Annotated in this window: 22 protein-coding genes; 12 read left to right on the top strand and 10 right to left on the bottom strand. The window is 71.0% G+C overall.

Annotated elements, in window-relative coordinates; genetic code table 11:
* Positions 1-28: 28 nt before the first annotated feature.
* Complete coding sequence (gene hmgA / locus IG90_RS0115720) at positions 29-1,348, bottom strand: homogentisate 1,2-dioxygenase (protein ID WP_030583864.1); 1,320 nt, start codon at positions 1,346-1,348, stop codon at positions 29-31.
* A 246-nt stretch (positions 1,349-1,594) separates the two neighbouring features.
* On the opposite strand from hmgA, the gene IG90_RS0115715 reads away from it, so the two are divergent.
* From IG90_RS0115715 to IG90_RS0115705, 3 genes are all read left to right on the top strand, one after another.
* Complete coding sequence (locus IG90_RS0115715; RefSeq protein WP_030583861.1) at positions 1,595-2,215, top strand: TetR/AcrR family transcriptional regulator; 621 nt, start codon at positions 1,595-1,597, stop codon at positions 2,213-2,215.
* A 239-nt stretch (positions 2,216-2,454) separates the two neighbouring features.
* Positions 2,455-4,659, top strand: a complete 2,205-nt coding sequence (locus IG90_RS0115710; protein ID WP_030583858.1) for a molybdopterin-dependent oxidoreductase — start codon at positions 2,455-2,457, stop codon at positions 4,657-4,659.
* Between the two features lie 138 nt (positions 4,660-4,797).
* Positions 4,798-6,249, top strand: coding sequence for a CitMHS family transporter (locus tag IG90_RS0115705; RefSeq protein WP_030583854.1), 1,452 nt, complete (start codon positions 4,798-4,800; stop codon positions 6,247-6,249).
* Between the two features lie 421 nt (positions 6,250-6,670).
* On the opposite strand, the gene IG90_RS0115700 is transcribed toward IG90_RS0115705, so the two are convergent.
* Positions 6,671-7,024: a VOC family protein gene (locus IG90_RS0115700; protein WP_206434067.1), complete on the bottom strand. Its 354-nt coding sequence runs from the start codon at positions 7,022-7,024 to the stop codon at positions 6,671-6,673.
* Between the two features lie 179 nt (positions 7,025-7,203).
* Positions 7,204-7,704 carry a DinB family protein gene (locus tag IG90_RS0115695; protein WP_030583848.1) on the bottom strand — a complete coding sequence of 167 codons (501 nt, stop codon included), beginning with the start codon at positions 7,702-7,704 and terminating at the stop codon, positions 7,204-7,206.
* A gap of 265 nt (positions 7,705-7,969) precedes the next feature.
* Between IG90_RS0115695 and IG90_RS0115690 the strand changes: the two genes are divergently transcribed.
* Complete coding sequence (locus IG90_RS0115690) at positions 7,970-9,364, top strand: aldehyde dehydrogenase family protein (protein ID WP_030583845.1); 1,395 nt, start codon at positions 7,970-7,972, stop codon at positions 9,362-9,364.
* Positions 9,365-9,427: 63 nt separating this feature from the next.
* Complete coding sequence (locus IG90_RS0115685) at positions 9,428-10,507, top strand: Zn-dependent alcohol dehydrogenase (RefSeq protein WP_030583842.1); 1,080 nt, start codon at positions 9,428-9,430, stop codon at positions 10,505-10,507.
* Between the two features lie 7 nt (positions 10,508-10,514).
* Here the strand turns inward: IG90_RS0115685 and ppk2 are convergent, their stop codons facing one another.
* The 4 genes from ppk2 to IG90_RS0115665 all read right to left on the bottom strand — a co-directional run bounded on the left by ppk2 (position 10,515) and on the right by IG90_RS0115665 (position 14,350).
* On the bottom strand, positions 10,515-11,579 hold the full coding sequence (gene ppk2 / locus IG90_RS0115680; protein ID WP_030583840.1) for a polyphosphate kinase 2: 1,065 nt from the start codon (positions 11,577-11,579) through the stop codon (positions 10,515-10,517).
* The gene (locus tag IG90_RS0115675; RefSeq protein ID WP_030583837.1) at positions 11,548-12,528 is read right to left on the bottom strand and encodes a DMT family transporter; all 981 of its coding nucleotides are present in this window, start codon (positions 12,526-12,528) and stop codon (positions 11,548-11,550) included. The genes ppk2 and IG90_RS0115675 overlap by 32 nt, the downstream gene beginning before the upstream one ends.
* Before the next feature lie 368 nt (positions 12,529-12,896).
* Entirely contained in the window at positions 12,897-13,646 is a 750-nt protein-coding gene (locus tag IG90_RS0115670) for an ArsR/SmtB family transcription factor (protein ID WP_030583834.1), read from the bottom strand.
* A 14-nt stretch (positions 13,647-13,660) separates the two neighbouring features.
* Positions 13,661-14,350 (bottom strand): TetR/AcrR family transcriptional regulator, encoded by a 690-nt coding sequence (locus IG90_RS0115665; protein ID WP_030583831.1) that lies wholly within the window; start codon positions 14,348-14,350, stop codon positions 13,661-13,663.
* A 91-nt stretch (positions 14,351-14,441) separates the two neighbouring features.
* On the opposite strand from IG90_RS0115665, the gene IG90_RS0115660 reads away from it, so the two are divergent.
* The 3 genes from IG90_RS0115660 (at position 14,442) to IG90_RS0115650 (ending at position 16,728) form a co-directional block, all read left to right on the top strand.
* Positions 14,442-15,593, top strand: coding sequence for an acyl-CoA dehydrogenase family protein (locus tag IG90_RS0115660; RefSeq protein ID WP_030583828.1), 1,152 nt, complete (start codon positions 14,442-14,444; stop codon positions 15,591-15,593).
* A 109-nt stretch (positions 15,594-15,702) separates the two neighbouring features.
* The gene (locus tag IG90_RS0115655) at positions 15,703-15,993 is read left to right on the top strand and encodes a YiaA/YiaB family inner membrane protein (RefSeq protein ID WP_030583825.1); all 291 of its coding nucleotides are present in this window, start codon (positions 15,703-15,705) and stop codon (positions 15,991-15,993) included.
* Between the two features lie 102 nt (positions 15,994-16,095).
* Entirely contained in the window at positions 16,096-16,728 is a 633-nt protein-coding gene (locus IG90_RS0115650) for a TetR/AcrR family transcriptional regulator (RefSeq protein WP_030583822.1), read from the top strand.
* Between the two features lie 30 nt (positions 16,729-16,758).
* On the opposite strand, the gene IG90_RS0115645 is transcribed toward IG90_RS0115650, so the two are convergent.
* Entirely contained in the window at positions 16,759-17,220 is a 462-nt protein-coding gene (locus IG90_RS0115645; RefSeq protein WP_030583819.1) for a MaoC family dehydratase, read from the bottom strand.
* A gap of 113 nt (positions 17,221-17,333) precedes the next feature.
* On the opposite strand from IG90_RS0115645, the gene soxR reads away from it, so the two are divergent.
* From soxR to IG90_RS0115630, 3 genes are all read left to right on the top strand, one after another.
* The gene (gene soxR / locus IG90_RS0115640) at positions 17,334-17,801 is read left to right on the top strand and encodes a redox-sensitive transcriptional activator SoxR (protein WP_030583816.1); all 468 of its coding nucleotides are present in this window, start codon (positions 17,334-17,336) and stop codon (positions 17,799-17,801) included.
* A gap of 621 nt (positions 17,802-18,422) precedes the next feature.
* On the top strand, positions 18,423-18,791 hold the full coding sequence (locus IG90_RS0115635; RefSeq protein ID WP_051860155.1) for a hypothetical protein: 369 nt from the start codon (positions 18,423-18,425) through the stop codon (positions 18,789-18,791).
* A 122-nt stretch (positions 18,792-18,913) separates the two neighbouring features.
* Entirely contained in the window at positions 18,914-19,570 is a 657-nt protein-coding gene (locus tag IG90_RS0115630; protein ID WP_051860156.1) for a helix-turn-helix transcriptional regulator, read from the top strand.
* Between the two features lie 108 nt (positions 19,571-19,678).
* On the opposite strand, the gene IG90_RS0115625 is transcribed toward IG90_RS0115630, so the two are convergent.
* Together IG90_RS0115625 and IG90_RS0115620 are read right to left on the bottom strand one after the other, a co-directional pair.
* A complete protein-coding gene (locus IG90_RS0115625) occupies positions 19,679-20,713 on the bottom strand; it encodes a methyltransferase (protein ID WP_030583807.1) in 1,035 nt (344 codons plus the stop codon).
* Positions 20,714-20,810: 97 nt separating this feature from the next.
* The gene (locus tag IG90_RS0115620; RefSeq protein ID WP_030583805.1) at positions 20,811-21,713 is read right to left on the bottom strand and encodes a phytanoyl-CoA dioxygenase family protein; all 903 of its coding nucleotides are present in this window, start codon (positions 21,711-21,713) and stop codon (positions 20,811-20,813) included.
* Positions 21,714-22,109: 396 nt separating this feature from the next.
* Between IG90_RS0115620 and cmdF the strand changes: the two genes are divergently transcribed.
* Positions 22,110-23,717 (top strand): tyrosine 2,3-aminomutase, encoded by a 1,608-nt coding sequence (gene cmdF, locus IG90_RS0115615; protein WP_030583802.1) that lies wholly within the window; start codon positions 22,110-22,112, stop codon positions 23,715-23,717.
* Positions 23,718-23,723 lie beyond the last annotated feature (6 nt).

Here is a 23,723-nt window from a genome sequence, read left to right as displayed (position 1 = left end):
CGTCCCGTCCCCTTGGGCCGTCCGCCGTCTACGGCCGGAAGTTGCGGCTCAGACCCTGCCACACGTCGTCGTAGCCGCGCTGCAGATGGCCGGCGGCGGCCGCCTGCGCGGTCGCCGTGACCGGCCACCGGGTCTCGAACATGAAGGCCAGACCGTCGTCGATCTTCTGCGGCTTCAGCTCGGCCGCGCTCGCCCGGTCGAAGGTCTCCCGGTCCGGTCCGTGCGCCGACATCATGTTGTGCAGGGAGCCGCCTCCGGGCACGAAGCCGTCCGCCTTCGCGTCGTACGCCCCGTCGATCAGCCCCATGTACTCGCTCATCACATTGCGGTGGAAGTACGGCGGGCGGAAGGTGTCCTCGCCGACCAGCCAGCGTGGCGCGAAGACGACGAAGTCGACTCCGGCCAGCCCCGGGGTGTCGGACGGCGAGGTCAGCACCGTGAAGATCGACGGGTCGGGGTGGTCGTAGCTGATCGTGCCGATCACGTTGAACCTGCGCAGGTCGTAGACGTACGGGGTGTGGTTGCCGTGCCAGGCCACCACATCGAGCGGCGAGTGGTCGTACGTCGCCGACCAGAGGTTCCCGCAGAACTTGTTGACCACCTCCACCGGGCCCTCGTGGTCCTCGTACGCGGCGACGGGGGCGAGGAAGTCCCGGGCGTTCGCCAGGCCGTTGGCGCCGATCGGGCCGAGGTCGGGCAGCGCGAACGGGCGGCCGTAGTTCTCGCAGACGTACCCGCGCGCGGTCTCCTCCAGCAGCTCCACCCGGAAGCGGACGCCGCGCGGGATCAGCGCGACATGGCCCGGTTCGGCGCGCAGCAGGCCCAGTTCGGTGCGCAGCAGCAGGCCGCCGCGCTCCGGGACGATCAGCAGCTCGCCGTCGGAGTCGCTGAAAACCCGGTCCGTCATCGATGTGTCGGCGTTGTACAGGTGGATCGCCATGCCGGCGCGCTGCGCGGCGTCGCCGTTGCCGCCGAGCGTCCACAGGCCGCTCAGGAAGTCCGTGCCGGGCGCGGGGTCGGGCAGCGGGTTCCAGCGCAGCCGGTTCGGGTCCGGCACGGTCTCCGTGAAGGGCGCCGAGCGCAGGCCCCCGTTGTCGGTCCGGGTGAACGCCGGGTGGGCGGCCGAGGGGCGGATCCGGTAGAGCCAGGAACGGCGGTTGTCCGCGCGCGGCTCGGTGAACGCGGAGCCGCTCAGCTGCTCCGCGTACAGCCCGAGCGGGGCGCGCTGGGGGGAGTTGCGGCCGTGCGGCAGCGCCCCGGGAACCGCCTCCGAGCTGTGCTCGTTGCCGAAGCCGGAGGAATACGCCAGCCCTTCGGCCGTCTTCCTCGCCTGGTCGATCGCGCTCATCCCGCACTCCCGGTGTGCCCAAGAAAGCCATCGGATCCGCCGGACGACGAATCCTATGCACCACCGTAGGAATAGGAGCGGGGCGCGTCAACGGCATACATCGCGCCATTCGTGGTGTGTGCCGCACTCTCCGGGGCAGCTGCCGCGCTCTTCAGGGCGGGTGCCCCGCTCTTCGCGGCGGGTGCGGGAAGGGGAGGGCCCGGCCGGTTACGGCTGCTGTTCTCCGGGCGGAGGGGGCACGGCATCATGGGGCCCGTGCCCCCTGTCAACCCGAATCTCCGCCGCGCCCCCGTGCAGCAGCGCAGCGCCGACCGCCTGGCCCGGATACTCGACTCATGCGCCGGGCTCCTCGACGAGACCGGCTACGAGCAGCTCACCACCCGGGCCGTCGCCGAGCGCGCCGATGTGCCCATCGGCTCCGTCTACCGGTTCTTCTCCAACAAGCGCGCTCTCGTCGACGCCCTCGCGCTGCGCAACCTGGACGTCTACGCCGAACGCATCACCGCCCGGCTCGCGGATCTCCCCGCCGCCGACTGGCGCGCCGCCATCGACGCGGTGCTCGACGAGTACCTGGCGATGAAGCGGAGCGTCCCCGGCTTCGCGCTCGTCGACTTCGGACCGCCGTTTCCCGCCGAGGGTGCGGCGGACGACGCCAACCGGCGGCTGGCGGACCGGCTCGCCGTCCTGCTCGCCGGCCACCTCGGCCGCCGGCCCGACGAGGGGCTGTCCCGGGCGATCCTGGTGAGCGTCGAGGCCGCCGACGCGCTGCTCCAGCTCGCCTTCCGTACGGAACCTTCGGGGGACGCGGCCATCGTCGCCGAGACCCGGACCCTGGTCAGGTCCTACCTCGCCCAGACACTCGACTGACCGGTGCCCTTCTGACCGGTGCCCTTTCCGGCCCGTGCTCGTCCGACCGCTGCCCGTCCGGGCGACGGTCCTGAGGGGTGACCCCAGGTCGGGGGCCCGTCCGCCTCCTCCGCCGTCTTCTCCTCCGCGCAACACCTCCCCACCATGCGTACCGGTCGGTATGCTCGGTCGGGCCGGGGCTCCCACGCCCGCCCGGCCCATGTCCACGTGCCGTCGCCGCAGCCGCCCGGGGAGGGCCCATGTCCCACGAATCCCGCACCGCACCACGCATCTGCCCGCTCTGCGAGGCCACCTGCGGCCTCACCCTCACCATCGAGGGGACCGCCGTCACCGGTGCGCGCGGCGACCGGGACGACATCTTCAGCCGGGGCTTCATCTGCCCCAAGGGCGCCTCCTTCGGTGGGCTCGACGCCGACCCCGACCGGCTGCGCGTCCCCCTCGTGCGCGGCGACGACGGGGAGCTGCGCGAGGCTGCCTGGAGCGAGGCGTTCGACCTGATCGCCGCACGGATACCGGCCCTGACGAAGGACCACGGGCCCGGGGCCGTCGGCGTGGTCCTCGGCAACCCCAACGTGCACACGATGGCGGGCTTCCTCTACCCGCCCCTGCTGCTCGGCGCCCTGCGCACCCGTAACGTCTTCACCGCGAGCACCCTGGACCAGATGCCCAAGCACGTCTCCAGCGGCCTGCTCTTCGGTGACGCGCACGCGATCCCCGTACCGGACCTCGACCGCACCGACCATCTCCTGCTGATCGGCGCCAACCCGCTGGAGTCCAACGGCAGCCTCTGCACCGCTCCCGACTTCCCCGGCCGGCTCAAGGCCCTGCGCAGGCGCGGCGGCACCCTCACCGTCATCGACCCGCGCCGCACCCGCACCGCCCGTCTCGCCGACCGGCACGTCGCGATCCGGCCCGGCGCGGACGCCCTGCTGCTGGCCGCGCTCGCGCAGACGCTGCTGGCGGAGAAGCTCGCCGACCCCGGCCCGCTCGCCGAGCACCTGGAAGGAATCGACGAACTCGCCGCGGCCCTCGCGGACTTCACCCCGGACGCCGTCGCCCCCGCCTGCGACGTGGACGCGGACAGCATCACCGCCATCGCCCGCGAACTCGCCGCCGCCCCCACCGCGGCCGTCTACGGGCGCATCGGCAGCTGCACCGTCGAGCACGGCACGCTGGCCAGCTGGCTGGTGGACGTCCTCAACATCCTCACCGGCAACCTGGACCGGCCCGGCGGTGCGCTGTTCCCGCTCTCCGCCACCGCACGCGCCCCACGCGCCGCCGAACCCGGGACCCGTGAAGCGGCCCCGGGCAAGGGCTTCGCGCTCGGCCGCTGGTCGAGCCGGGTGTCCGGGCACCCCGAGGCCAAGGGCGAACTGCCCATCGCCGCCCTCGCCGAGGAGATCGACACCCCGGGCGAGGACCGTATCCGCGCCCTGGTGGTCATCGCGGCCAACCCCGTGCTCTCCGCGCCCGACGGCGACCGTCTGGACGCGGCCCTCGCCGAAGGGCTCGACTTCATGGTCAGCGTCGACCCGTATCTGAACGAGACCTCCCGGCACGCCGATGTCGTCCTGCCCCCGCCGCCGCCCTCGCAGAGCGCCCACTTCGACTTCGCGCTCAACAACTTCGCCGTCCACAACCAGGTCCGCTACACCCGTGCCGCCGTGCCGCTGGAGGACGGGCGGATGGACGAGAGCGAGATCCACGCCCGTCTCGTCCTCGCGGTGAGCGGTATGCACGGCGCCAAGCCCTCCGCCGTCGACGACCTGGCCATCGACACCGCGCTCACCCGCGCCGGAGTCCCGAAGGAGCAGGCCGCCGGGCTCACCGGCGCGAACGGCCCCGAACGCCGCCTCGACCTCATGCTGCGCCTCGGCCCGTACGGACTGACGCTGGAGCAGCTCCTCGCCCACCCGCACGGCATCGACCTCGGCCCGCTGAAACCCCGCGTCCCCGACGTCCTGCGCACCCGCTCCGGCCACATCGAACTGCTCCCGGAGCCGATCGCCGCCGATCTGCCGCGCCTGCGCCGGGCGCTGGGCGACCGGCCCGCCGCGCTGGTCCTCGTCGGCCGCCGCCACCTGCGCTCCAACAACAGCTGGATGCACAACGTCGGCTCGCTCACCGGCGGGTCCAACGTCTGCACCCTCCAGATCCACCCCGACGACGCGGCCCGCCTCGGGCTCGTGGACGGGGCCACCGTCCGGATCGAGTCGTCGGGCGGCGGGATCGAGGCCCCCGCCGAGATCACCGACACCGTGCGGAGCGGGGTGGTGAGCCTGCCGCACGGGTGGGGCCACAGCCGCCCCGGCACCCGCATGGCGGTCGCTGCCGCCCACCCGGGGGCGAACGTGAACCAGCTGCTCGACGGCACGCTCCTGGATCCGTTGTCCGGCACCGCGGTGCTGAACGCCATTCCGGTCTCCGTCACCCCAGCTCATTAGCATCACCGCGTTGACCTGGGGTTTTGCTCGTATTGCTCACACGTCGACATCTTGTTAACGCTGCGAGAGGGCCCCTAACGTCATCCGGACCGACCGCCGAGACCGGTGGGAGTTCAAGGATGAACGTTAGGTATCCCCATGCTGACAATCCTCGGGTTCGCCATGATCGCGACCTTCCTGGTCCTGATCATGACGAAGAAGATGTCGCCGATCGCGGCGCTGGTACTGATCCCCGCACTGTTCTGTGTCGCCGTCGGACAGGGAGCGCAGCTCGGCGACTACGTCATCGAAGGCGTCGGCAACCTCGCGCCCACCGCCGCCATGCTGATGTTCGCCATCGTCTACTTCGGCGTGATGATCGACGTCGGCCTGTTCGACCCGATCGTCCGGGGCATCCTGAAGTTCTGCCAGGCCGACCCGATGCGCATCGTCGTCGGTACGGCGGTGCTCGCCGCGATCGTCTCGCTGGACGGCGACGGCTCCACCACCTTCATGATCACCGTCTCGGCGATGTATCCCCTCTACAAACGCCTGAAGATGAGCCTGGTCGTCATGACCGGTGTCGCGGCCACCGCCAACGGCGTCATGAACACCCTCCCCTGGGGAGGCCCCACCGCCCGCGCCGCCACCGCCCTCGAGCTGGACGCCTCCGAGATCTTCGTGCCGATGATCCCGGCGCTGGCCATGGGGCTGCTCGCCGTGTTCGTGCTGGCGTACGTGCTCGGCCTCCGGGAGCGCAAGCGCCTGGGGACGCTCACCCTCGACGAGGCGCTCGCCCGGAAGCCGGAGCCGGAGCCGGAGACCGTGTCCACCGGTGCGGGCGGCCCCGGTGGCGAGGACCGCCTCCGCAAGGCCACCGCCGGCTCCGCATCCGCCTCCACCGGCGGTACGGGCACGGGGACGGGGTCCGGCACCGACGCCGGCCCGGCCGACGGGGGCGACGACGAGTTCCGGGGCCTCGACCCGAACCGGTCCACGCTCCGTCCGAAGCTCTACTGGTTCAACGCCTCACTCACCGCCGCCCTGCTGGCGGCGATGATCATGGAACTGATGCCGATCCCGGTGCTCTTCCTGCTCGGCGCGGCCCTCGCGCTCACCGTCAACTTCCCCCACATGCCCGACCAGCGGGCCCGGATCGCCGCGCACGCCGACAACGTCCTCAACGTCTCCGGCATGGTCTTCGCCGCCGCCGTCTTCACCGGGGTCCTGACCGGCACCGGCATGGTGGAGAACATGGCCGACTGGGTCGTCGGCGCGGTCCCCGAGGCGATGGGTCCGCACATGGCCATCGTCACCGGCCTGCTCAGCCTGCCGCTCACCTACTTCATGTCCAACGACGGCTTCTACTTCGGCGTCCTCCCCGTCCTCGCCGAGGCGGGCGCGGCCCACGGGGTCTCGCCGCTGGAGATCGCGCGCGCCTCCCTGGCCGGCCAGGCCCTGCACATGTCCTCGCCCCTCGTGCCCGCCGTGTACGTCCTCGTCGGCATGGCGAAGGTCGAGTTCGGCGACCACACCCGCTTCACCGTCAAGTGGGCCGTGCTCACCTCGCTGGTGGTGCTCGCCGCGGGGATCCTGTTCGGCATCATGTGATGGCACCCGCACCGCTGACCGGGCCCGGAAGGGGCCGGCTGCTGCGCCTCGTCATCGCCTTCGCGCAGGGGGGGGGCGGTGTCGATGGCCGCCCCCGCGCCGGGCCCGGTCCACCGCGCTCGCCCTCCGGCTGACCGGCGACCGGCTCGGCGACCCCGTTCCGGCTCGGCCTCCATTCGGTGCCGTTCCGGACGGTCGGCGCACGGGCCCGCCGCCCGGCGGTGTGTCCTGCGGTACGGCGGTGGGCGGCACCGGCCCCGGCGGGGTGAGGGCGGGCTCCGTGAGTCGTATCCCGTCATCCGCGAGCACGACGAACGACGGGTGGCGGGCATCCCAGGTCAGCTGCCCTGGACGCGTCCGCCCCGGACGCTGACGATCGAGCACGCGCATCGGACCGCGACCGCTCCTTTTCGGTCCCCGCTCAGCTCTTCCGATCACTCAGGACGCAGAACTCGTTGCCCTCCGGGTCGAGGAGGGTCACCCAGTGCCGCCCGTCCTGCACGGTGTCGACGCGCCGGGCACCGAGGGAGAGCAGCCGCACAACCTCGGCCTCCTGGTCGTCAGGGCGGAAGTCGGGATGGAGCCGGTTCTTCGACGCCTTGCCCTCGGGGACAGGCACGAAGAGCAGGCCAGGCATCTGGTCCGGCTCGGGCCGGATCTCGATGATCTCCTCGGATTCGTCCACCACAACCCAGCCGAGAGCCTCGGCCCACCAGCGCCCGAGAGCGACGGGGTCGGCGGAGTCGACGATGATCTGTTCCCATTCCAGTGCCATGGGCCTGAGCATAGGCAGACTGGTGGCCCACCCCGCAGGGCCGCCACTCTTCCCCGTCGGCCAAGTCCTCCGCCGCCGCCTCAGGCCCCCACCGGCTCGTCCAGCGGTCCCCACGCCCGTGCTCCATCAGCCCGGACGGCCGCTCGACGCTCGCCGACTCCGCCGAGGTGACCGCCCGGTCAGCGTCCGGTCGAGCCGTCGATCAGCTCGCGGAGGATGTCCGCGTGACCGGCGTGGCGCCCGGTTTCCTCGATCATGTGCGTAAGGGCCCAACGGACGCTGGGGGCAGGGTCCTCAGATCGTGGGCGGGGCACCGGCGCGCCGAGGTCGGTGCACCTGTCGAGGACGCCGTTCGCCTCAGCGACCGACTCCCGGTAGCGGGTGACGACGTCGCTCACGCCGTCCGCGGGCGCGGCGTGGAAGGTCGTCGGCCAGTCGCCGACCCGCTCCCCGAGGAAGACGGCCCGCTCGACGAAGGCCAGATGGTTGAGCAGGCCGAGCAGGTTCGTGCCTGACGGCACCTCGGCGGTGCGGACCTCCGGTTCCGGGGCGCCCTCGACCTTCGCGGAGACCGAAGTGCGCAGATAGTCGAGGAAGCCGCGCAGCACCTCGATCTCGCTTCCCCCGGTCCGGGGCGGCGGGGTGTCCCGGCGGCGCCGGGGGCGGGCTGTGGCGGTCATGGCGCCTCCTCGGTGGATGATCCTGGTTCGCGGGCCCGTCCAGTCTTGCCCGGCGGACGGCCGTCAGGGCAAGGGACCATGCCGTTCCGGCAAGACGGCCCGGGTGGGGGGTGCCCGCGCCGGGGCGTGCGCGCCGGGCGTGACCGGTGTCTCGGGAGGCTCCCTGGCGTCAGAAAACTAACGGCGCTAGTTTGGGCGGGTGCGACGTGTGCCCCGCGCCGCACGGCTTCGGCGCTCCGCACAGCACGTCCGGGAGGAAACAGCCATGAAGGCCCATGACCAGATGTACATCGACGGTTCGTGGCGGCCCGCCGTCGGCCGGGACACGATCGCGGTCGTGAACCCGGCCGACGAGCAGGTCATCGCCCACGTACCGGCGGGAACGGCCGAGGACGTCGACGCGGCCGTGCGGGCCGCGCGCGCCGCCTTCCCCGCCTGGGCCGCGACCCCGCCCGCCGAGCGCGCCGCCCGGCTCACCGCGCTCGCCGACGCGCTGGCCGCCCGCAAGGACGTGCTGGCCGAGACCATCACGGCCGAGCTGGGCTCACCCCTGGCGCTGTCGCGGACGGTCCACGCGGGCGTGCCCGTGCTGGTGGCCGCCTCGTACGCCGAACTGGCCGCCCGCCACGCCTTCGAGGAGCGGATCGGCAACTCCACCGTGCTGCTGGAGCCGGTCGGCGTGGTCGGCGCGATCACCCCCTGGAACTACCCGCTCCACCAGATCGTCGCCAAGGTCGCGCCCGCGCTCGCCGCGGGCTGCACCGTCGTCCTCAAGCCCGCCGAGGACACCCCGCTCACCGCCCAGCTCTTCGCGGAGGCCACCGAGGCGGCCGGTCTGCCGCCGGGGGTCTTCAACCTCGTCACCGGCCTCGGACCGGTCGCCGGCCAGGCGCTCGCCGCCCACGAGGACGTCGACCTGGTCTCCTTCACCGGCTCCACCGCAGTCGGCAAGCAGATCGGCGCCACCGCGGGGGCCGCGATCAAGCGCGTCGCCCTCGAACTCGGCGGCAAGTCCGCCAACGTGATCCTGCCCGGTGCCGACCTCGCCAAGGCGGTCAACGTCGGCATCGCCAACGTGATGACCAACTCCGGCCAGACGTGCAGCGCCTGGACCCGGATGCTGGTGGACGCCGAGCGGTACGACGAGGCCGTGGAACTCGCGGCGAACGCCGTCACCAAGTACGTCGCCGGGGACCGGGTCGGTCCGCTCGTCAACGCCAAGCAGCAGGCCCGGGTGCGCGGTTACATCGCCAAGGGCGTCGAGGAGGGCGCCCGGCTGATCGCGGGCGGCCCGGACGCGCCGCTGGAGACCGGCTACTACGTCAGCCCGACCGTCTTCGCCGACGTCACCCCGGACATGACGATCGCCCGCGAGGAGATCTTCGGCCCGGTGGTCTCGATCCTGCGGTACGAGGACGTCGACGACGCCCTGCGGATCGCCAACGACACCGTGTACGGGCTCGCCGGGGCCGTGTGGGCCGCGGACGACGAGGAGGCGGTGGCCTTCGCCCGCCGGATGGACACCGGGCAGGTCGACATCAACGGCGGCCGCTTCAACCCGCTTGCCCCGTTCGGCGGTTACAAGCAGTCGGGGGTGGGGCGCGAGCTGGGGCCGCACGGTCTGGCGGAGTACCTCCAGACCAAGTCGCTCCAGTTCTGAGCCCCGTAACGGTCTTCTGACCCCCGTAACCGTCCGAGAAGTCGCTCACCGAGGAGTCTGCTCGTGGTCCGCGCCGCCGTACTGCCCGCCGTCGGAGCTCCGTTGGAGATCACCGACATCGTCCTGCCGGAGCCCGGCCCCGGCCAGGTGCGCATCGCGCTCGCCGCCGCGGGGGTCTGCCACTCCGACCTGTCCCTGTCCAACGGCACCATGCGCGTCCCGGTGCCCGCCGTCCTCGGACACGAGGGTGCCGGTACGGTCCTGGCGGTCGGCGAGGGCGTGACGCATGTCGCCCCGGGCGACGGCGTGGTCCTCAACTGGGCCCCCTCCTGCGGTGCCTGCTTCCACTGCGGGATCGGCGAGGTCTGGCTCTGCGCCGACGCCCTGAAGGGGACCGCCAACCACCACGCCCGTACGGCGGACGGCACCGACCTCCACCCCGGCCTCAACGTCGCGGCCTTCGCGGAGGAGACAGTCGTCGCCGCCAACTGCGTGCTCCCCGCGCCCGACGGCATCCCGCTCACCGACGCCGCCCTCCTCGGCTGCGCGATCCTGACCGGCTACGGGGCCATCCACCACAGCGCGAGGGTCCGCGAGGGTGAGAGCGTCGTCGTCTTCGGGATCGGCGGCGTCGGTCTCGCCGTGCTCCAGGCCGCCCGGATCGCGGGCGCGTCCCGGATCATCGCGGTCGACGTCTCCCCGGCCAAGGAGGAGCTGGCCCGGCAGGCCGGGGCGACCGATTACGTCATCGCCTCCGCCACCACCCCGCGCGAGATCCGCAAGCTCACCGGCGGCCAGGGCACGGACGTCGCCGTGGAGTGCGTCGGCCGCCCCGCGACCATCCGGGCCGCCTGGGAGTCCACCCGGCGCGGCGGGCGCACCACGGTCGTGGGGATCGGCGGCAAGGACCAGGAAGTCACCTTCAACGCCCTGGAGATCTTCCACTGGGGCCGGTCGCTGACGGGCTGCGTCTACGGCAACAGCGACCCGGCCCGCGATCTGCCCGCCCTCGCCGACCACATCCGCGCTGGCCGCTTCGACCTGTCGATGATGGTCACCGAGCGCATCGCCCTGGAGGGCATCCCCGCCGCCTTCGACAACATGATCGCGGGCAAGGGCGGCCGCGCGCTGGTGGTGTTCTAGAGCCCTACTAGTAGTCCGTGGTCCGGGACGTCGACGTCACCGGGCCCAGCAGCCGGGCATCCATCTCGCCCTCCTCGAACAGCCGGGAGGCCGGGCCCACGATCAACGGGTCCGGCACCCCGACCACCTCCGGGTCCTTGCCCGGGTAGTCGAAGCGGTCCAGCACATGCCGCATCGCCTCCAGCCGGGCCCGCTTCTTGTCATTGCTCTTCACCACCGTCCAGGGCGCGTCCGCCGTGTCGGTGTGGAAGAGCATCAGCTCCTTCGCCTCCGTGTACTCGTCCCACTTGTCCAGCGAGGCCAGGTCGACGGGGCTCAGCTTCCACCGCCGTACGGGGTCGATCTGCCGGATCATGAACCGGTTGCGCTGCTCGTTGCGGGAGACGGAGAACCAGAACTTCACCAGGTGGATGCCGTCCCGGGCGAGCATTCGCTCGAAGCCCGGCGTCTGGTGCATGAACTCCAGGTACTCGCGGGTCGTGCAGAACCCCATCACCCGCTCGACCCCGGCCCGGTTGTACCAGGAGCGGTCGAACAGCACGATCTCCCCGGCGCTCGGCAGATGCGCCGTGTAGCGCTGGAAGTACCACTGGGTGCGCTCGCGCTCGGTCGGCTTCTCCAGCGCCACCACCCGCGCGCCACGCGGATTGAGATGCTCGGTGAACCGCTTGATCGTGCCGCCCTTGCCCGCCGCGTCCCGGCCCTCGAAGAGGATCACCAGCCGCTCGTCGCGCTCCTTCACCCAGTGCTGGAGCTTCAGCAGTTCGATCTGGAGCGCCCGCTTGGCCTGGTCGTAGTCGCGGCGGAGCAGCTTGCGGTCGTACGGGTAGTCCTCGCGCCAGGCGTCGCGGGCGTGACCTTCCGGCGTCACGAGGACCGGATCGTCGTCTCCGCTGTCGGCCACGCTGAACCCGTCCAGATACGGCCCGCCGTAACGGGCCGCCCGCTCGCTCGCCCCGGGGGCGGCACCGTTCTCGGGCCCGCTCGCCCCGGGGGAGGGGGCGTCCCGGTCCCGGCCCGCCGTGCCTCCGGCCTTCCCGTTACGTCCGTTCCGCTTGGCGCTCCTCGTCATGACGGGGTCCCTCCACCGGCCGGGCCGGATTTCCGCGTGTGGGCCCAGTCTGCTGACGGCTCCGGGAGACCGCCACCCCGGCCAGGCAGAGCACGCCGCCGACGATGCCGAGCGGGGTCGGCACCTCGTCCAGCAGCACCCACGCCATGCCCACGACGAGCGCCGGGACCGCGTACGTGGTCGCGCCCATCTTTCCCGCGGTGGTCCGGGCCAGCGCGTAGCCCCAGGTGGTGAAGGCCAGCGCGGTCGGGAAGACGCCCAGGTAGACCATGTTCAAGGTGGCGGACAGCGGCGCGTCGGCGGCCTCGGATACCAGCACACCGGTGAACGGCAGGCAGGCGACGGCGCCGATCAGGCAGCCGAAGGTGTTGATCTGGAGCGAGGACCCGTGCGCGAGAGCCGGCTTCTGGCTCACCACGCCCGCCGCGTACGCCACGGCGGCCAGCAGGCACAACGCCACGCCCAGCACGGATGAACCGCCGTGCCCGGACATCGCGAGGCCGACCACGACCGCGCCCGCGAACGAGACGCCCATTCCCAGCAGCAGCCGGCGCGGCAGGCCCTCGCCGAGCATCCGGGCGCCGAGCAGGGCGATCAGGATCGGTCCGATGTTCACGAGCATCGCGGCCGTTCCGGCGTCGACCTCCTGCTCGCCCCAGTTCAGGACCACCATGTACAGCCCGAACCAGAGGACCCCCGAGGCGATGATCCCCGGCCAGGCGCCCCGCCGCGGGAGCCCCTCCCGGCGGACGAGCAGGATCGCGCCGAGCACCAGCGTGCCCGCCAGCAGCCGGCCCAGGGCCAGCGCGCCGGGGGAGTAGGCCTCGCCCGCACTACGGATGGACACGAAGGCTGAGGCCCACAGCACGACGGTGGTGCAGGCGGCGGCGGGGGCACGCCAGCGGTGGGCCGGCGGGGAGACCGGAAGCGGTGTCGGGGTCGTCGTCATGGCCACGACCGTAGGCCCGGAACGCTTCGGCCCCCACCGAATTGTCGATGCCCGTCAATCGACGCCCGTCCGGACCCGTCCGCCCCGTCCGGCTGGTGAGGACGGACCCGTCCGCCCCGTCCCGTCCAGCCCTTGAGGACGGAACCGGGCCACCCCCAGCGGGTCCGGCGCTTGAGGACGGGCCGCTGCCACCCCCGGCCCGTCCGGCGTTTGAGGACAAAACCGTGGCGGTGGCACCGGGCGACCCCTCCGTGTCCGGGAAGCAAGGGCGCCGCCCATCCCGAGCACCGGTTCCGTCCTCGAGCGCCCGGACGGGCCGAGTGGGCACCGGCCCGCAAAGCGCCGGACGGGCCGGCCAGGCTCGGGCGTCAGCCGTAGGTGCGGTCCCTGATCGACGCGGGCTCGATCCCCAGCAGCTCCGACAGCGCCCCCGCCCCCGACGGAGTCACCCGCACCGCCCGCCCCGACCCGAACCGCTCGCACCAGCCCGCCTCCAACACGTGCGCGCACAGGGCCGCCCCCGCCGCCCCCGCGAGGTGCGGCCGCCGCTCCGTCCAGTCCAGGCAGCCCCGCACCAGGGGCCGCCGTCCGGACCGGTCCAGGGGGATGCCGAGCGTGCCGAACCACGCCAGGCCCGCGTCGGTCAGCGCGAATCCGGTGTCCTGCCGCAGCAGTCCCCGGGCGGTCATCGCCTCGGTGATCCGGATGCCGAGCCGTCCGGCGAGATGGTCGTAACAGGTACGCCCGCGGGCCAGCGCACTGCTGACGCTCGCCGCCCGCAGGGACCGCGGCCGCTCCGGGGCTCCGGACACCGCGTGTGAGGCCAGCTCCTCCACCAGGTGTGCGACCCGCTCGTCGGCCAGCCGGACGTACCGGTGCCGGCCCTGCCGCTCCTCGGCGAGCAGTCCGCCCGTGACCAGCCGGCCCAGGTGCTCGCTGGCGGTGGACGGGGCGACGGAGGCGTACCGGGCCAGTTCACCCGCGGTCCAGGCCCGCCCGTCGAGCAGGGCCAGGCAGAAGGAGGCACGGGTCTCGTCCGCGAGGAGGGCGGCCAGTGCGGCGAGTCGCGGGGCCGCCGCGTCATGCGGTCGCGGCCGTGGTCGCGGGGAACGGTCCATGCGTCCAGGGTGCGTCAGGGACGGTTCGGCGCCGGTCGAACCGTGACCGTGCGATCGCCCGCAGGCCGTGCGTACTCCTCGTACTGGAGCGCCAGCCCGTCCAGCAGTGCCCGCAGCCCGGTCTCGAAGGCCCCTTCGTCGACCTGGCTGCGGTGGTCGGCCAGCAGGTGGGCCTGGCCGAGGTGCGGGTAGTCGGCGGGGTCGTAGGCGGTCTCGTCGTCGACGAAACCCCCGGCGAACGACCCCAGCGCCGAACCGGTGATGAAGTAGCGCATCAGCGCACCGATCCGGGTGGCCTGTGCGGGCGGCCAGCCCGCGCCGGTCATCGCCCCGAACACCGCGTCGGCGACCCGCAGCCCCGCCGGCCGGCGGCCGGGCCCCCGGGCCAGCACCGGGACGATGTGCGGGTGTGCGGCGAGGGCGGCCCGGTAGGACAGCGCCCAGTCGTGCAGGGCCTCGCGCCAGTCGCGCGGGTCCGACTCCTCGAACATCGACAGATCGACCTGTACGGAGACCGCGTCGGCCACGGCGTCGAGGATCTCCTCCTTGTTGCGGAAGTGGTTGTAGAGCGAGGGCCCGCTGACCCCCAGCACGGCCGCCAGACGGCGGGTGGATACGGCGTCGAGCCCCTCGGAGTCCACGAGCGCGCTCGCCGCCTCGACGATGCGGTCTCTGCTGAGGAGGGGCTTGCGCGGTCGGGCCATGCGGCTCATAGTAGGGCCTGCGAACCAGAAACTAGCAGTGCTAATTAAAGTGCGCCCGAGTGGCGCTCGTGAGAGGCGGTGGGTGGGCACGATGGACCTGACACTCAGCGAGGAGCAGGAAGCCGTCCGGAAGCTGGCCGAGAACTTCGTCGCCCGCGAGGTCTCCCCCCACGTCGTCGCGTGGGACCGCGCCGAGAGCGTCGACAAGTCGATCGTGAAGAAGCTCGGGGACCTCGGCTTCCTCGGTCTCACCGTCCCCGAGGAGTACGGCGGCTCCGGAGGCGACCACCTCTCCTACTGCCTGGTCACCGAGGAGCTGGGGCGCGGCGACTCCTCGGTGCGCGGCATCGTCTCCGTATCGCTCGGTCTGGTCGCCAAGACGATCGCGTCCTGGGGCGACGAGGAGCAGAAGCGGACCTGGCTGCCCCGGCTCACCTCCGGCGAGGCGGTCGGCTGCTTCGGCCTCACCGAGCCCGGCACCGGCTCGGACGCCGGGAACCTCGCCACCAGGGCCGTCCGCGACGGCGGCGACTACGTCGTCAACGGCACCAAGACGTTCATCACCAACGGCACCTGGGCCGATGTCGTCCTGCTCTTCGCGCGCACGAACGACGCCCCCGGCCACCGGGGTGTTTCCGCCCTCCTCGTCCCCACCGACACCCCCGGCCTCACCCGCCGCACCATCCACGGCAAGCTCGGCCTCCGCGGCCAGGCCACCGCCGAACTGGTCCTCCAGGACGTCCGGATACCGGCGTCCGGCCTCCTCGGGCCCGAGGGCAAGGGCTTCTCCATCGCCATGTCCGCCCTGGCCAAGGGGCGCATGTCGGTCGCGGCCGGCTGCGTGGGCATCGCACAGGCCGCCCTGGACGCGGCCGTGCGCTACGCCGGCGAGCGCGAGCAGTTCGGAAAGCCCATCGCCCGTCATCAGCTCGTCCAGGAACTGCTCAGCGACATCGCCGTGGACGTGGACGCCGCCCGGCTGCTCACCTGGCGGGTCGCCGACCTGATCGACCGGGGCCAGGAATTCGCCACCGCCGCCTCCAAGGCCAAGTTGTACGCCTCCGAGGCCGCCGTCCGCTGCGCCAACAACGCCCTCCAGGTCTTCGGCGGCTACGGCTACATCGACGAGTACCCGGTCGGCAAGCTGCTGCGCGACGCTCGCGTGATGACGCTCTACGAGGGCACCAGCCAGATCCAGAAGCTGATCATCGGCCGCGCGCTGACGGGCGTCTCCGCGTTCTGAACGGCACTCGGGGCTTCCGGCCGGCACTCGGGTTCGTACGGTTGTCTGAGTACGGACCTGAGTACGGGCGCGGATGTGGCGTGCGCCACGTCGGGCGGATGCTGAACCCATGAGTGACACGACATCCGTCAAGCAGCAGAGCACCGCCGCCTTCTACGGCCAGGCCGTCGCCTCCTTCATGGTGGCGATCGGTGCGGTGGCCCTCGGTATCTTCTTCCTCGACGCCGATGCCTGGGTGCGCGGCTTCCTCGCCATCGGCGTGCTCTACCTCGTCACGTCCTGCTTCACGCTCGCCAAGGTGATCAGGGACCGCCAGGAGGCCGGGCAGATCGTCAGCCGGGTGGACCAGGCCCGGCTGGAGAAGATCCTCGCCGAGCACGACCCCTTCCAGAAGCTCTGACCCGGCAAGGCCCGCAGGGCGAGACCGGCAGGGCAGCCCCTAAGCGCTTGCTCAGGTTCGGGGTATGGTGTTCGTCCTGCTGACGGAGAGGGGCCCTGGGCGATGTGTACGGCGGAGGAGACGAGCGGCGAGGACGCGCCGTGGGGCGAGGTCACTCCCGAGGCGGCCAGGCGGCTCCTCGTCGCCGCCGTGGAAGCCTTCGCCGAGCGCGGTTACCACGCGACCACCACCCGTGACATCGCGGGACGGGCCGGGATGAGCCCAGCAGCGCTCTACATCCACTACAAGACCAAGGAAGAGCTGCTCCACCGGATCAGCAAGATCGGCCACGAGCGGGCGCTGCACGTCCTCGACGCCGAGGCGGACCGGGACGGTTCGGCCGCCGAACGGCTCGCCGGGGCCGTCCGTTCCTTCGTCCGCTGGCACGCGGAGCGGCACACCACCGCCCGGGTCGTGCAGTACGAGCTCGACGCCCTCGGCGAGGAGCACCGTACCGAGATCGTCGCCCTGCGGCGCAGGAGCGACGCGGTGGTGCGCCGGATCATCAGCGAAGGGGTGCGGGACGGCGAGTTCGACGTCCCCGACATCCCCGGGACCACGCTCGCGGTGCTGTCCCTCTGCATCGACGTGGCCCGCTGGTTCAACGCCCAGGGCAGCCGTACGCCCGACGAGGTCGGCGAGTTGTACGCCGACCTCGTCCTGCGGATGGTCGGAGCCCGGCAGGCCCAGAAGTAGCCCGGCAGGTCCAGCAGTGGTCCGACGGGTTCAGAAGTAGTAGCGGGACACCGACTCGGCGACACAGGCCGGCTTCTCGCTGCCCTCGCGCTCGACCGTGACGACCGCAGTGACCTGCACGCCGCCGCCGACCTCCTCGACGCCGCTGAGCACCGCCGTGGCCCGCAGCCGCGAGCCGACCGGGACGGTCGAGGGGAAGCGGACCTTGTTGGTCCCGTAGTTGATGCCCATCTTCATGCCCTCGACCCGCATCACCTGCGGTACCAGCGCGGGCAGTAGCGAGAGCGTCAGATAGCCGTGCGCGATGGTCGTGCCGAACGGCCCGTCCTTCGCCCGCTCCGGGTCCACGTGGATCCACTGGTGGTCGCCGGTCGCCTCGGCGAACAGGTCGATCCTCTTCTGTTCGATCTCCAGCCAGTCGCTGTGTCCCAGCTGCTCGCCCACTCCGTCCCGCAGCTCCTGCGCGGACGTGAAGATCCTCGGCTCTGCCATGTTCCCGGTCCCTGCCTTCCGGCTCGACGCACCATCCGGCGCGATGTCTAAGCGCTTGCTCAGCATCGTTGTGCGGCGCGTTCCTGTCAACGACATGGCAGTAGGTTTGAGGGGTGCCACAGATCCCGCAGACACTCCACGAACTCTCGGTCGGCCAGCTCTCGGCGCGCAGCGGCGCCGCCGTCTCGGCCCTGCACTTCTACGAGTCCAAGGGCCTGATCAGCTCCACCCGCACCAGCGGCAACCAGCGCCGCTACTCGCGGGACGCGCTGCGCCGGGTCGCCTTCGTCCGGGCGGCCCAGCGCGTAGGCATCCCGCTGGCCACGATCCGGGACGCTCTCGCCGAACTGCCGGAGGAGCGCACGCCCAACCGCGAGGACTGGGCCCGCCTCTCCGAGGCCTGGCGCAAGGAACTGGACGAGCGCATCGGGCAGTTGCACCGCCTGCGCGACCATCTGACCGACTGCATCGGATGCGGCTGTCTGTCGCTGGAGACCTGCGTGCTCTCCAACCCCGACGACATCAACGGCGAGCGGATCACCGGTTCCCGTCTGATGCCCGAGCGCAAGCGGTCCTCCTGAACACCGTCGCGGGACCGTGGGTCCCGCGATCCTGGTGCGACCGGCCATAAGGGCTTGCCCCGACCGGCCGGTTCGGCGACGTGCCGACGTGGACCCGGCCCCGGCGGCCGACCGAACGAAACGGGCAGAAGCGGTCCGCCCGATCGGTGATACGGGCGCCCGCGGGCGGGGTGCCGGCGCGATGGGGCGGCGGAGAGGGGAAGTGTGCGGCCCCGAATCGGAAGCGATTCTGCGGCAAACAAACAGTGAGGGACCGGAACTTTCTCAGGTCCCGTTAAGTGTGGCGCGATACCACGGGGTCGCTGGCTGATATCTGATCGATTTCATTCTGGCCGTTCTGGTGGCACGCCTGGAATGTCTCGGATCGGTATCAGTAGGCTGGGTGGAGTGAGGCCGGGTCACCCGCTCACTTTTTCTTCTCGGGCGTGTTGGTAACCATCCGAAATCGATGCTGCTGCGACCCACTGGAGTCATGCCGCCATGTCAGTAAGCGAATTACAGCATCATGAACGGCAACTTCATGACCTCGCCAGTGAATTCGAGGCTCTCCATGTCCGTGTACGCGATGTCTCCTACACCCCGGGAGCCGATGCTCTCCGCCGGATCGGCCCTCTCCTGCTCGTGGCGCAGGACCTGACCGCCACTGCCCTCGTCCGGCTGAACGCCCTGCACAACAGCACGTTCGCCGCCGTCGCCGGCAGACGTTCCAGCCTGGAGCGGCTGTCCTCGGTCCTGGTCGCCTCCTCCCTGGTCAACAACGCCCTGGCCCTCGCCCTGCAGGCCAACCCGGGTGAAGGAGAGCTCCCCTCCGGCAGCCGGCCGCACGACGGGCCGGCGGGCACCGCTCGCCAGGCCGAGGGGATCCTGCTCATCGTCGGTCATCTCGACGAGGCGGCCTCCCGGTTGGAGAGGAGTGCGACCGCGTGCCGTCATCTCGCGGCCGACATCGTACGCGATCTGACCGGGGTGGAATCCTGCCGTACGCATTGACGGCGTCGCAACCACCTTGACGGCGTCGAAACCACGGGGATCGATCCGCTCGAATGTGTCAACAGTGTGTGCATATACGGAGGACAGGCTTGTCGAGTTCAGTCGCCACGAACCCTGCGGGAATGGTGAATTCTGTGGACCGTCATCCGGAACCATTCGAGCCGCGAGTGCCCGTGGTGGTACACGCTCGGGACCCCATATCCCGGGAGGGTGTGCTGAGTGCTCTTGACCGGGACGCCCGCATCGAAATACGCGAGCGGAAGAGTCCGGGCGGCGTGATCCTCCTGGTCGACCATGTGCTCAGCCAGGGCACGCTGACCCAGATGCGCAGGGCTGTCGGAGGCGACGGATCGAAGGCTGTTCTGGTATTGGACACCTTGCAGGACGATGAGTTCCACGAGATCGTGAGCTACGGGGTCAGCGCAGTCGTCTGGCGCCACGAAGCCACCCGGAACCGCCTGATCCAGGCCGTGCTGGCCGCCGCACGCGGCGACGGGGACCTCCCTGCCGATCTGCTGGGCCGGTTGATCCGTCAGATGGGTACGGGTGCGTCACCCGCCGCGGCCGGCGGGCCGGGATTTCCCACCTGTGGGCTGACTCCCCGCGAAGTCGAGGTCATGCGACTGGTCGCCGAGGGGTTCGGCACCGCGAAGATCGCTGCGGAACTGTGCTACTCCGAACGCACGATCAAGGACGTCATGTACAAACTGACGACCCGTCTGCATCTCCGCAACCGAGCACACGCCGTGGCCTACGCCCTGCGAGAGGGGTACATCTGACGGCACGCCCTCGGCCCCGGCCCGCCGATGGCGGACCGGGGCCGAGGGCACGACGGAGACATGGCCGGCCCGAGCCGCTTCGCCGGGGCTACCGTTCGCGCCGCGGGCTCACCGGGGCTTCCGGGCGATGACGACCCCGTTGGCGGCCGGGGCGTCGAACCGGCGTATCTCCACCTCGGTGAAGCCCGTCTCCAACAGCCACTCCCGATACTCCGCGCCGGTGTAGTTCCGGCCGAAGGTCTCCACGAGCATGGACAGACTCATCAACGTGGCGTCGAGCGGCCCGTCCTTGGTGTCGGAGACCAGCAGTTCGCTGATCAACAGGCGCCCGCCGGGGGCCAACGCGTCGTAGCAGCTCCGCAGGATCCTCCTGCACTGGTCGACGTCCCAGTCGTGAAGGATCATCGAGAGCAGCACGGCGTCCTGACCGGCGGGCAGCGGGTCGGAGAAGAAGTCGCCGGCGGCGAAGGAGATGCGGTCGGCGTAGCCCGCCTGCTCGACCTTCTTCTGCGTCAGGTCGCAGACGAAGGGCAGGTCGAAGACGGTGGTGCGCAGGGACGGGTACGCCCCGCTCAACTCGATCGCGTAGGCGCCGCCGCCTCCGCCCACGTCCAGCAGGGAGAGGTCACCCGAGAGATCGACGCTCCGGGCCAAGGTCCGCGCGGTGGGCCGGGAGATCGCGCTCATGCCCTCCCAGAACGACTCCACGACCACGGGGTTCTCGTCGTCGAACAGTGAGTCGCGGCGCTCGCTGTCCCAGGCTGTCGGGCGGTTCGTCCGCAGCGCCTCGTCCAGTCGCAGCCAGCCGGGGTAGTCGTGACGGGAGACGATCTCGACCCAGCCGCCGACGTAGTCCTCGCCACCGCGGAGCAGGTACCGGGTGGTCATGGGCGTGTTGCGGTACCCCTCGCCGTCGCGTTGCAGCAGACCCAGCGCCGCACACGCGGTGACCAGTTGCTCGACGGGGCGTTCCTCCAGATCCAGCAGGCCGGCGAGTTCGGCCGGTGTCAGGCCCGGACGTTCGGCGAAGCGCCCGAACAGATCGCGCTCGTGGGCGGTCACGAGTGTCTGGGACACCCACAGGCCGTAGACCATGTTCATGATCGGCATGACCGATACGGGTTGTTCTTCCGTGGACGTCATCGTCACCTCTCGGTTCGGCGCGGAGTGCGGAAAACGGGCCCGCCGGACGGCGGCGGGTCGAGCCCCGGCAGGCCGGGGCGGGAGCGGCAGGGAAAGATCACACGGTGCGCTGGGCGACGTCCTGGCTCCACTGGCGCGCCCTCTCGCTGGCGGCACCGCGCGTGGCCTCCGACGGCACGATCGGGGTGGCCGTCCTGCGGCCGAAGAGCACGTCCATCGGCTCCTCGATGTCCCCGGCGTAGCCCATGGCGAAGCAGCCTTGCTGGTAGCCGATCATCCTGAGGACCTCTTCGGAGAACGTACGGGCTACCTCCGGCGGGGCGACGAGGTACTGGTTCTCCTCCTGCCGGACCCACCCGGAGCAGTAGCTCGTGATCAGACCCTGTCGCACCTGGTCCGAGCGGTTGGTTCCGCCGCCGTGCACCACCTTCCCGTTGAAGACGAAGACCGACCCCTTGCGCATCTCGACCGGGATCGTGTCCTCTTCCGTGATCTCCGAGGGGTCGATCGTGTCGCTGCCGGGCGCCACACGGGTGGCCCCGTTCTCCTCGGTGAAGTCGGTGAGCGCCCAGAAGAACTGGCACATCACATGGTGATCGGCCGCGAACGGGAAGAAGTCCCAGACGAGTTCGTCCTTGTGGGGCTTCTGCGCGACCGATCCCGGGTGGGCGCTGATGAGCTGGGTCTGCGACAGCTGGAACGCGGTCGACGACGCGAGCACTTCCCCCGCTATCCCCTTGATCAGCGGGTGCACGATCAGTTCGCGGGCGGTCGCCGAACGGGCGACGAGGCTTCCCGTTCGCTTGGTCCGCTGGCCGGCGAACGCGTCCGGCCCGAACGGTGTGGCGTCGATCCAGGGCGTCATCTCGCCCAGCAGGGCGTCCACCGTTTCGTGCGGAAGCACGTCCTCGACAACCGCGTATCCGTTCTCGCGCATGCTGTGCATGATTTCTTCGATGCGGGCGTCCCTGCTGAAACGGTCATGTGTCTTCGGCTTCATTCTCTGTCCCCTCCTTGTCGGGATCGCTCTCCGGGTGCGATGGAGAAAGAATTACCCGACTCCGATTCTGTGACAACAAGGTGAGAGCGAGGACCCTTTGGCCGGCTCTGGGCGTCGGAGTCGAGGGGGAGAGGCGTTCATACAGGTCAGGGAGGTTCAATGCCTGGTTCGGCGGCTACCGGTCGATCGCCTTCCGGGCACGTCGATGCGCCCCGAAGTCGTCATGGCACAGCCATTCATCCGTTTGCGTATGCCCTGAAGTACATTCCGCGCTGTCCCCGCGGGCGTTTCGGCATCGGATACCTCGATGGTCGAATCACCGGGTACCGAAAAACGCCGGAACCCGGTGCGACGCATTCCGTCACCGGGCCCGATCGACGCGAGGAGTAGCCCACCATGACCACGATCGACACCGCGACGGCCACCATTACTTTCGACGGGGAGAACCTCGGCATCGACGACGTCCGGTCCGTAGCGGAGGAGCACACCCGGGTCACGGTGAGCCCCGAAGTGCTGGACAAGGCGGCGGCGAGCCGGAAGCAGTTCGAGGACATCGTCCGCCAGGGCGCCTCGGTGTACGGGGTGACCACCGGCTACGGCGAGATGATCTACATGCAGGTGGAGCCCTCCAAGGAGGTGGAACTGCAGACGAACCTGATCCGCAGCCACAGCGCCGGTGTCGGCCCGCTGTTCGCCGAGGACGAGGCCCGCGCCATCCTCGCCGCCCGCCTCAACGCCCTCGCACGCGGATACTCCGCGGTGCGGCCCGAGGTGCTGGAGCGCCTGGCCCTCTACCTGAACGAGGGCATCACCCCCGCGATCCCCGAGATCGGCTCGCTCGGCGCCAGCGGCGACCTCGCGACCTTGTCGCACATCGCCATCACCGTGATCGGCGAGGGGTACGTGCTCCGCGACGGCGGCCGGGTCCCGACCCGTGAGGTGCTGCGCGAGCGGGGCATCGAGCCCCTGGAGATGCGCTTCAAGGAAGGCCTCGCGCTGATCAACGGCACCTCCGGGATGACCGGACTGGGATCGCTCGTGGTCGGCCGCGCCCTCGACCAACTCCACCAGGCGGAGATCGTCTCCGCCCTGCTGCTGGAGGCCCTGAAGTGCTCCACGAGCCCGTTCCTCGCCGAGGGCCACGAACTGGCCCGTCCGCACCGCGGCCAGATCGACTCGGCGGCGAACCTGCGCACGCTGCTCGCCGACAGCCGGCTGGCCGTGTCGCACGCGGAGATCCGCGGCGAGGTGGAGAGCAAGCGGTCGGGCGACGACGTGACCCGCACCGACGTCTACCTCCAGAAGGCGTACACCCTGCGGGCCATACCCCAGGTGCTCGGCGCGGTGCGCGACACCCTGCGGCACGCGGCGAGCACCCTGGGAACGGAGCTCAACTCCGCGACCGACAACCCGCTGTTCTTCCCCGGGCAGGAGGTCTTCCACGGCGGCAACTACCACGGCCAGCCCGTCGCGTTCGCCATGGACTTCACCACGATCGCCCTCACCCAGCTCGGCGTGCTCTCCGAGCGTCAGACCAACCGCCTGCTCAACCGGCACCTCAACTACGGGCTCCCGGAGTTCCTCGTCGCCGGGGAGCCCGGTCTCAACAGCGGCTTCGCCGGCGCCCAGTACCCGGCCACCGCGCTGGTCGCGGAGAACCGGACCATCAGCCCGGCCAGTACCCAGAGCGTCCCGTCCAACGGCGACAACCAGGACATCGTCAGCATGGGTCTGATCTCCGCCCGGAACGCGCGGCGGGTGCTCTCCAACAACACCAAGATCCTCGCGGTGGAGTTCCTCGCGGCGGCCCAGGCCGTGGACCTGAACGACTGTTACGGAAAGCTCAGCACCGCGGGCAGGGCCGCCTACGACGCCGTGCGCGCGCTGGCCCCGTCCCTCGACCGCGACCGGTACATGTCGGACGAGCTGGAACTCGTGGCCGACGCGGTCGAGCGGGGCGACTTCCTGCGCGCCGTCACCTCTGCCGGGATCACGCTGCGGTGAACCGGC

The sequence above is a fragment of the Streptomyces anulatus genome (assembly GCF_000721175.1).
Taxonomy (GTDB): Bacteria; Actinomycetota; Actinomycetes; order Streptomycetales; family Streptomycetaceae; genus Streptomyces; species Streptomyces anulatus_C.
The sequence above is the reverse complement of the archived record's forward strand: the minus strand, read 5'-3'. Positions and strand labels throughout refer to the sequence as shown.

Coding starts and splice junctions, on each gene's coding strand:
- IG90_RS0115695 (WP_030583848.1), bottom strand. CDS start 7,704: ATGACCGCCACAGCCCGCCCCCGGCGCCGCCGGGACACCCCGCCGCCC.
- IG90_RS0115630 (WP_051860156.1), top strand. CDS start 18,914: ATGGTGAATTCTGTGGACCGTCATCCGGAACCATTCGAGCCGCGAGTG.
- ppk2 (WP_030583840.1), bottom strand. CDS start 11,579: ATGACGAGGAGCGCCAAGCGGAACGGACGTAACGGGAAGGCCGGAGGC.
- IG90_RS0115625 (WP_030583807.1), bottom strand. CDS start 20,713: ATGACGTCCACGGAAGAACAACCCGTATCGGTCATGCCGATCATGAAC.
- IG90_RS0115655 (WP_030583825.1), top strand. CDS start 15,703: ATGAGTGACACGACATCCGTCAAGCAGCAGAGCACCGCCGCCTTCTAC.
- IG90_RS0115690 (WP_030583845.1), top strand. CDS start 7,970: ATGAAGGCCCATGACCAGATGTACATCGACGGTTCGTGGCGGCCCGCC.
- IG90_RS0115705 (WP_030583854.1), top strand. CDS start 4,798: ATGCTGACAATCCTCGGGTTCGCCATGATCGCGACCTTCCTGGTCCTG.
- cmdF (WP_030583802.1), top strand. CDS start 22,110: ATGACCACGATCGACACCGCGACGGCCACCATTACTTTCGACGGGGAG.
- IG90_RS0115650 (WP_030583822.1), top strand. CDS start 16,096: ATGTGTACGGCGGAGGAGACGAGCGGCGAGGACGCGCCGTGGGGCGAG.
- IG90_RS0115710 (WP_030583858.1), top strand. CDS start 2,455: ATGTCCCACGAATCCCGCACCGCACCACGCATCTGCCCGCTCTGCGAG.
- IG90_RS0115715 (WP_030583861.1), top strand. CDS start 1,595: ATGGGGCCCGTGCCCCCTGTCAACCCGAATCTCCGCCGCGCCCCCGTG.
- IG90_RS0115670 (WP_030583834.1), bottom strand. CDS start 13,646: ATGGACCGTTCCCCGCGACCACGGCCGCGACCGCATGACGCGGCGGCC.
- IG90_RS0115700 (WP_206434067.1), bottom strand. CDS start 7,024: ATGGCACTGGAATGGGAACAGATCATCGTCGACTCCGCCGACCCCGTC.
- IG90_RS0115645 (WP_030583819.1), bottom strand. CDS start 17,220: ATGGCAGAGCCGAGGATCTTCACGTCCGCGCAGGAGCTGCGGGACGGA.
- IG90_RS0115675 (WP_030583837.1), bottom strand. CDS start 12,528: ATGACGACGACCCCGACACCGCTTCCGGTCTCCCCGCCGGCCCACCGC.
- IG90_RS0115660 (WP_030583828.1), top strand. CDS start 14,442: ATGGACCTGACACTCAGCGAGGAGCAGGAAGCCGTCCGGAAGCTGGCC.
- IG90_RS0115620 (WP_030583805.1), bottom strand. CDS start 21,713: ATGAAGCCGAAGACACATGACCGTTTCAGCAGGGACGCCCGCATCGAA.
- IG90_RS0115665 (WP_030583831.1), bottom strand. CDS start 14,350: ATGGCCCGACCGCGCAAGCCCCTCCTCAGCAGAGACCGCATCGTCGAG.
- hmgA (WP_030583864.1), bottom strand. CDS start 1,348: ATGAGCGCGATCGACCAGGCGAGGAAGACGGCCGAAGGGCTGGCGTAT.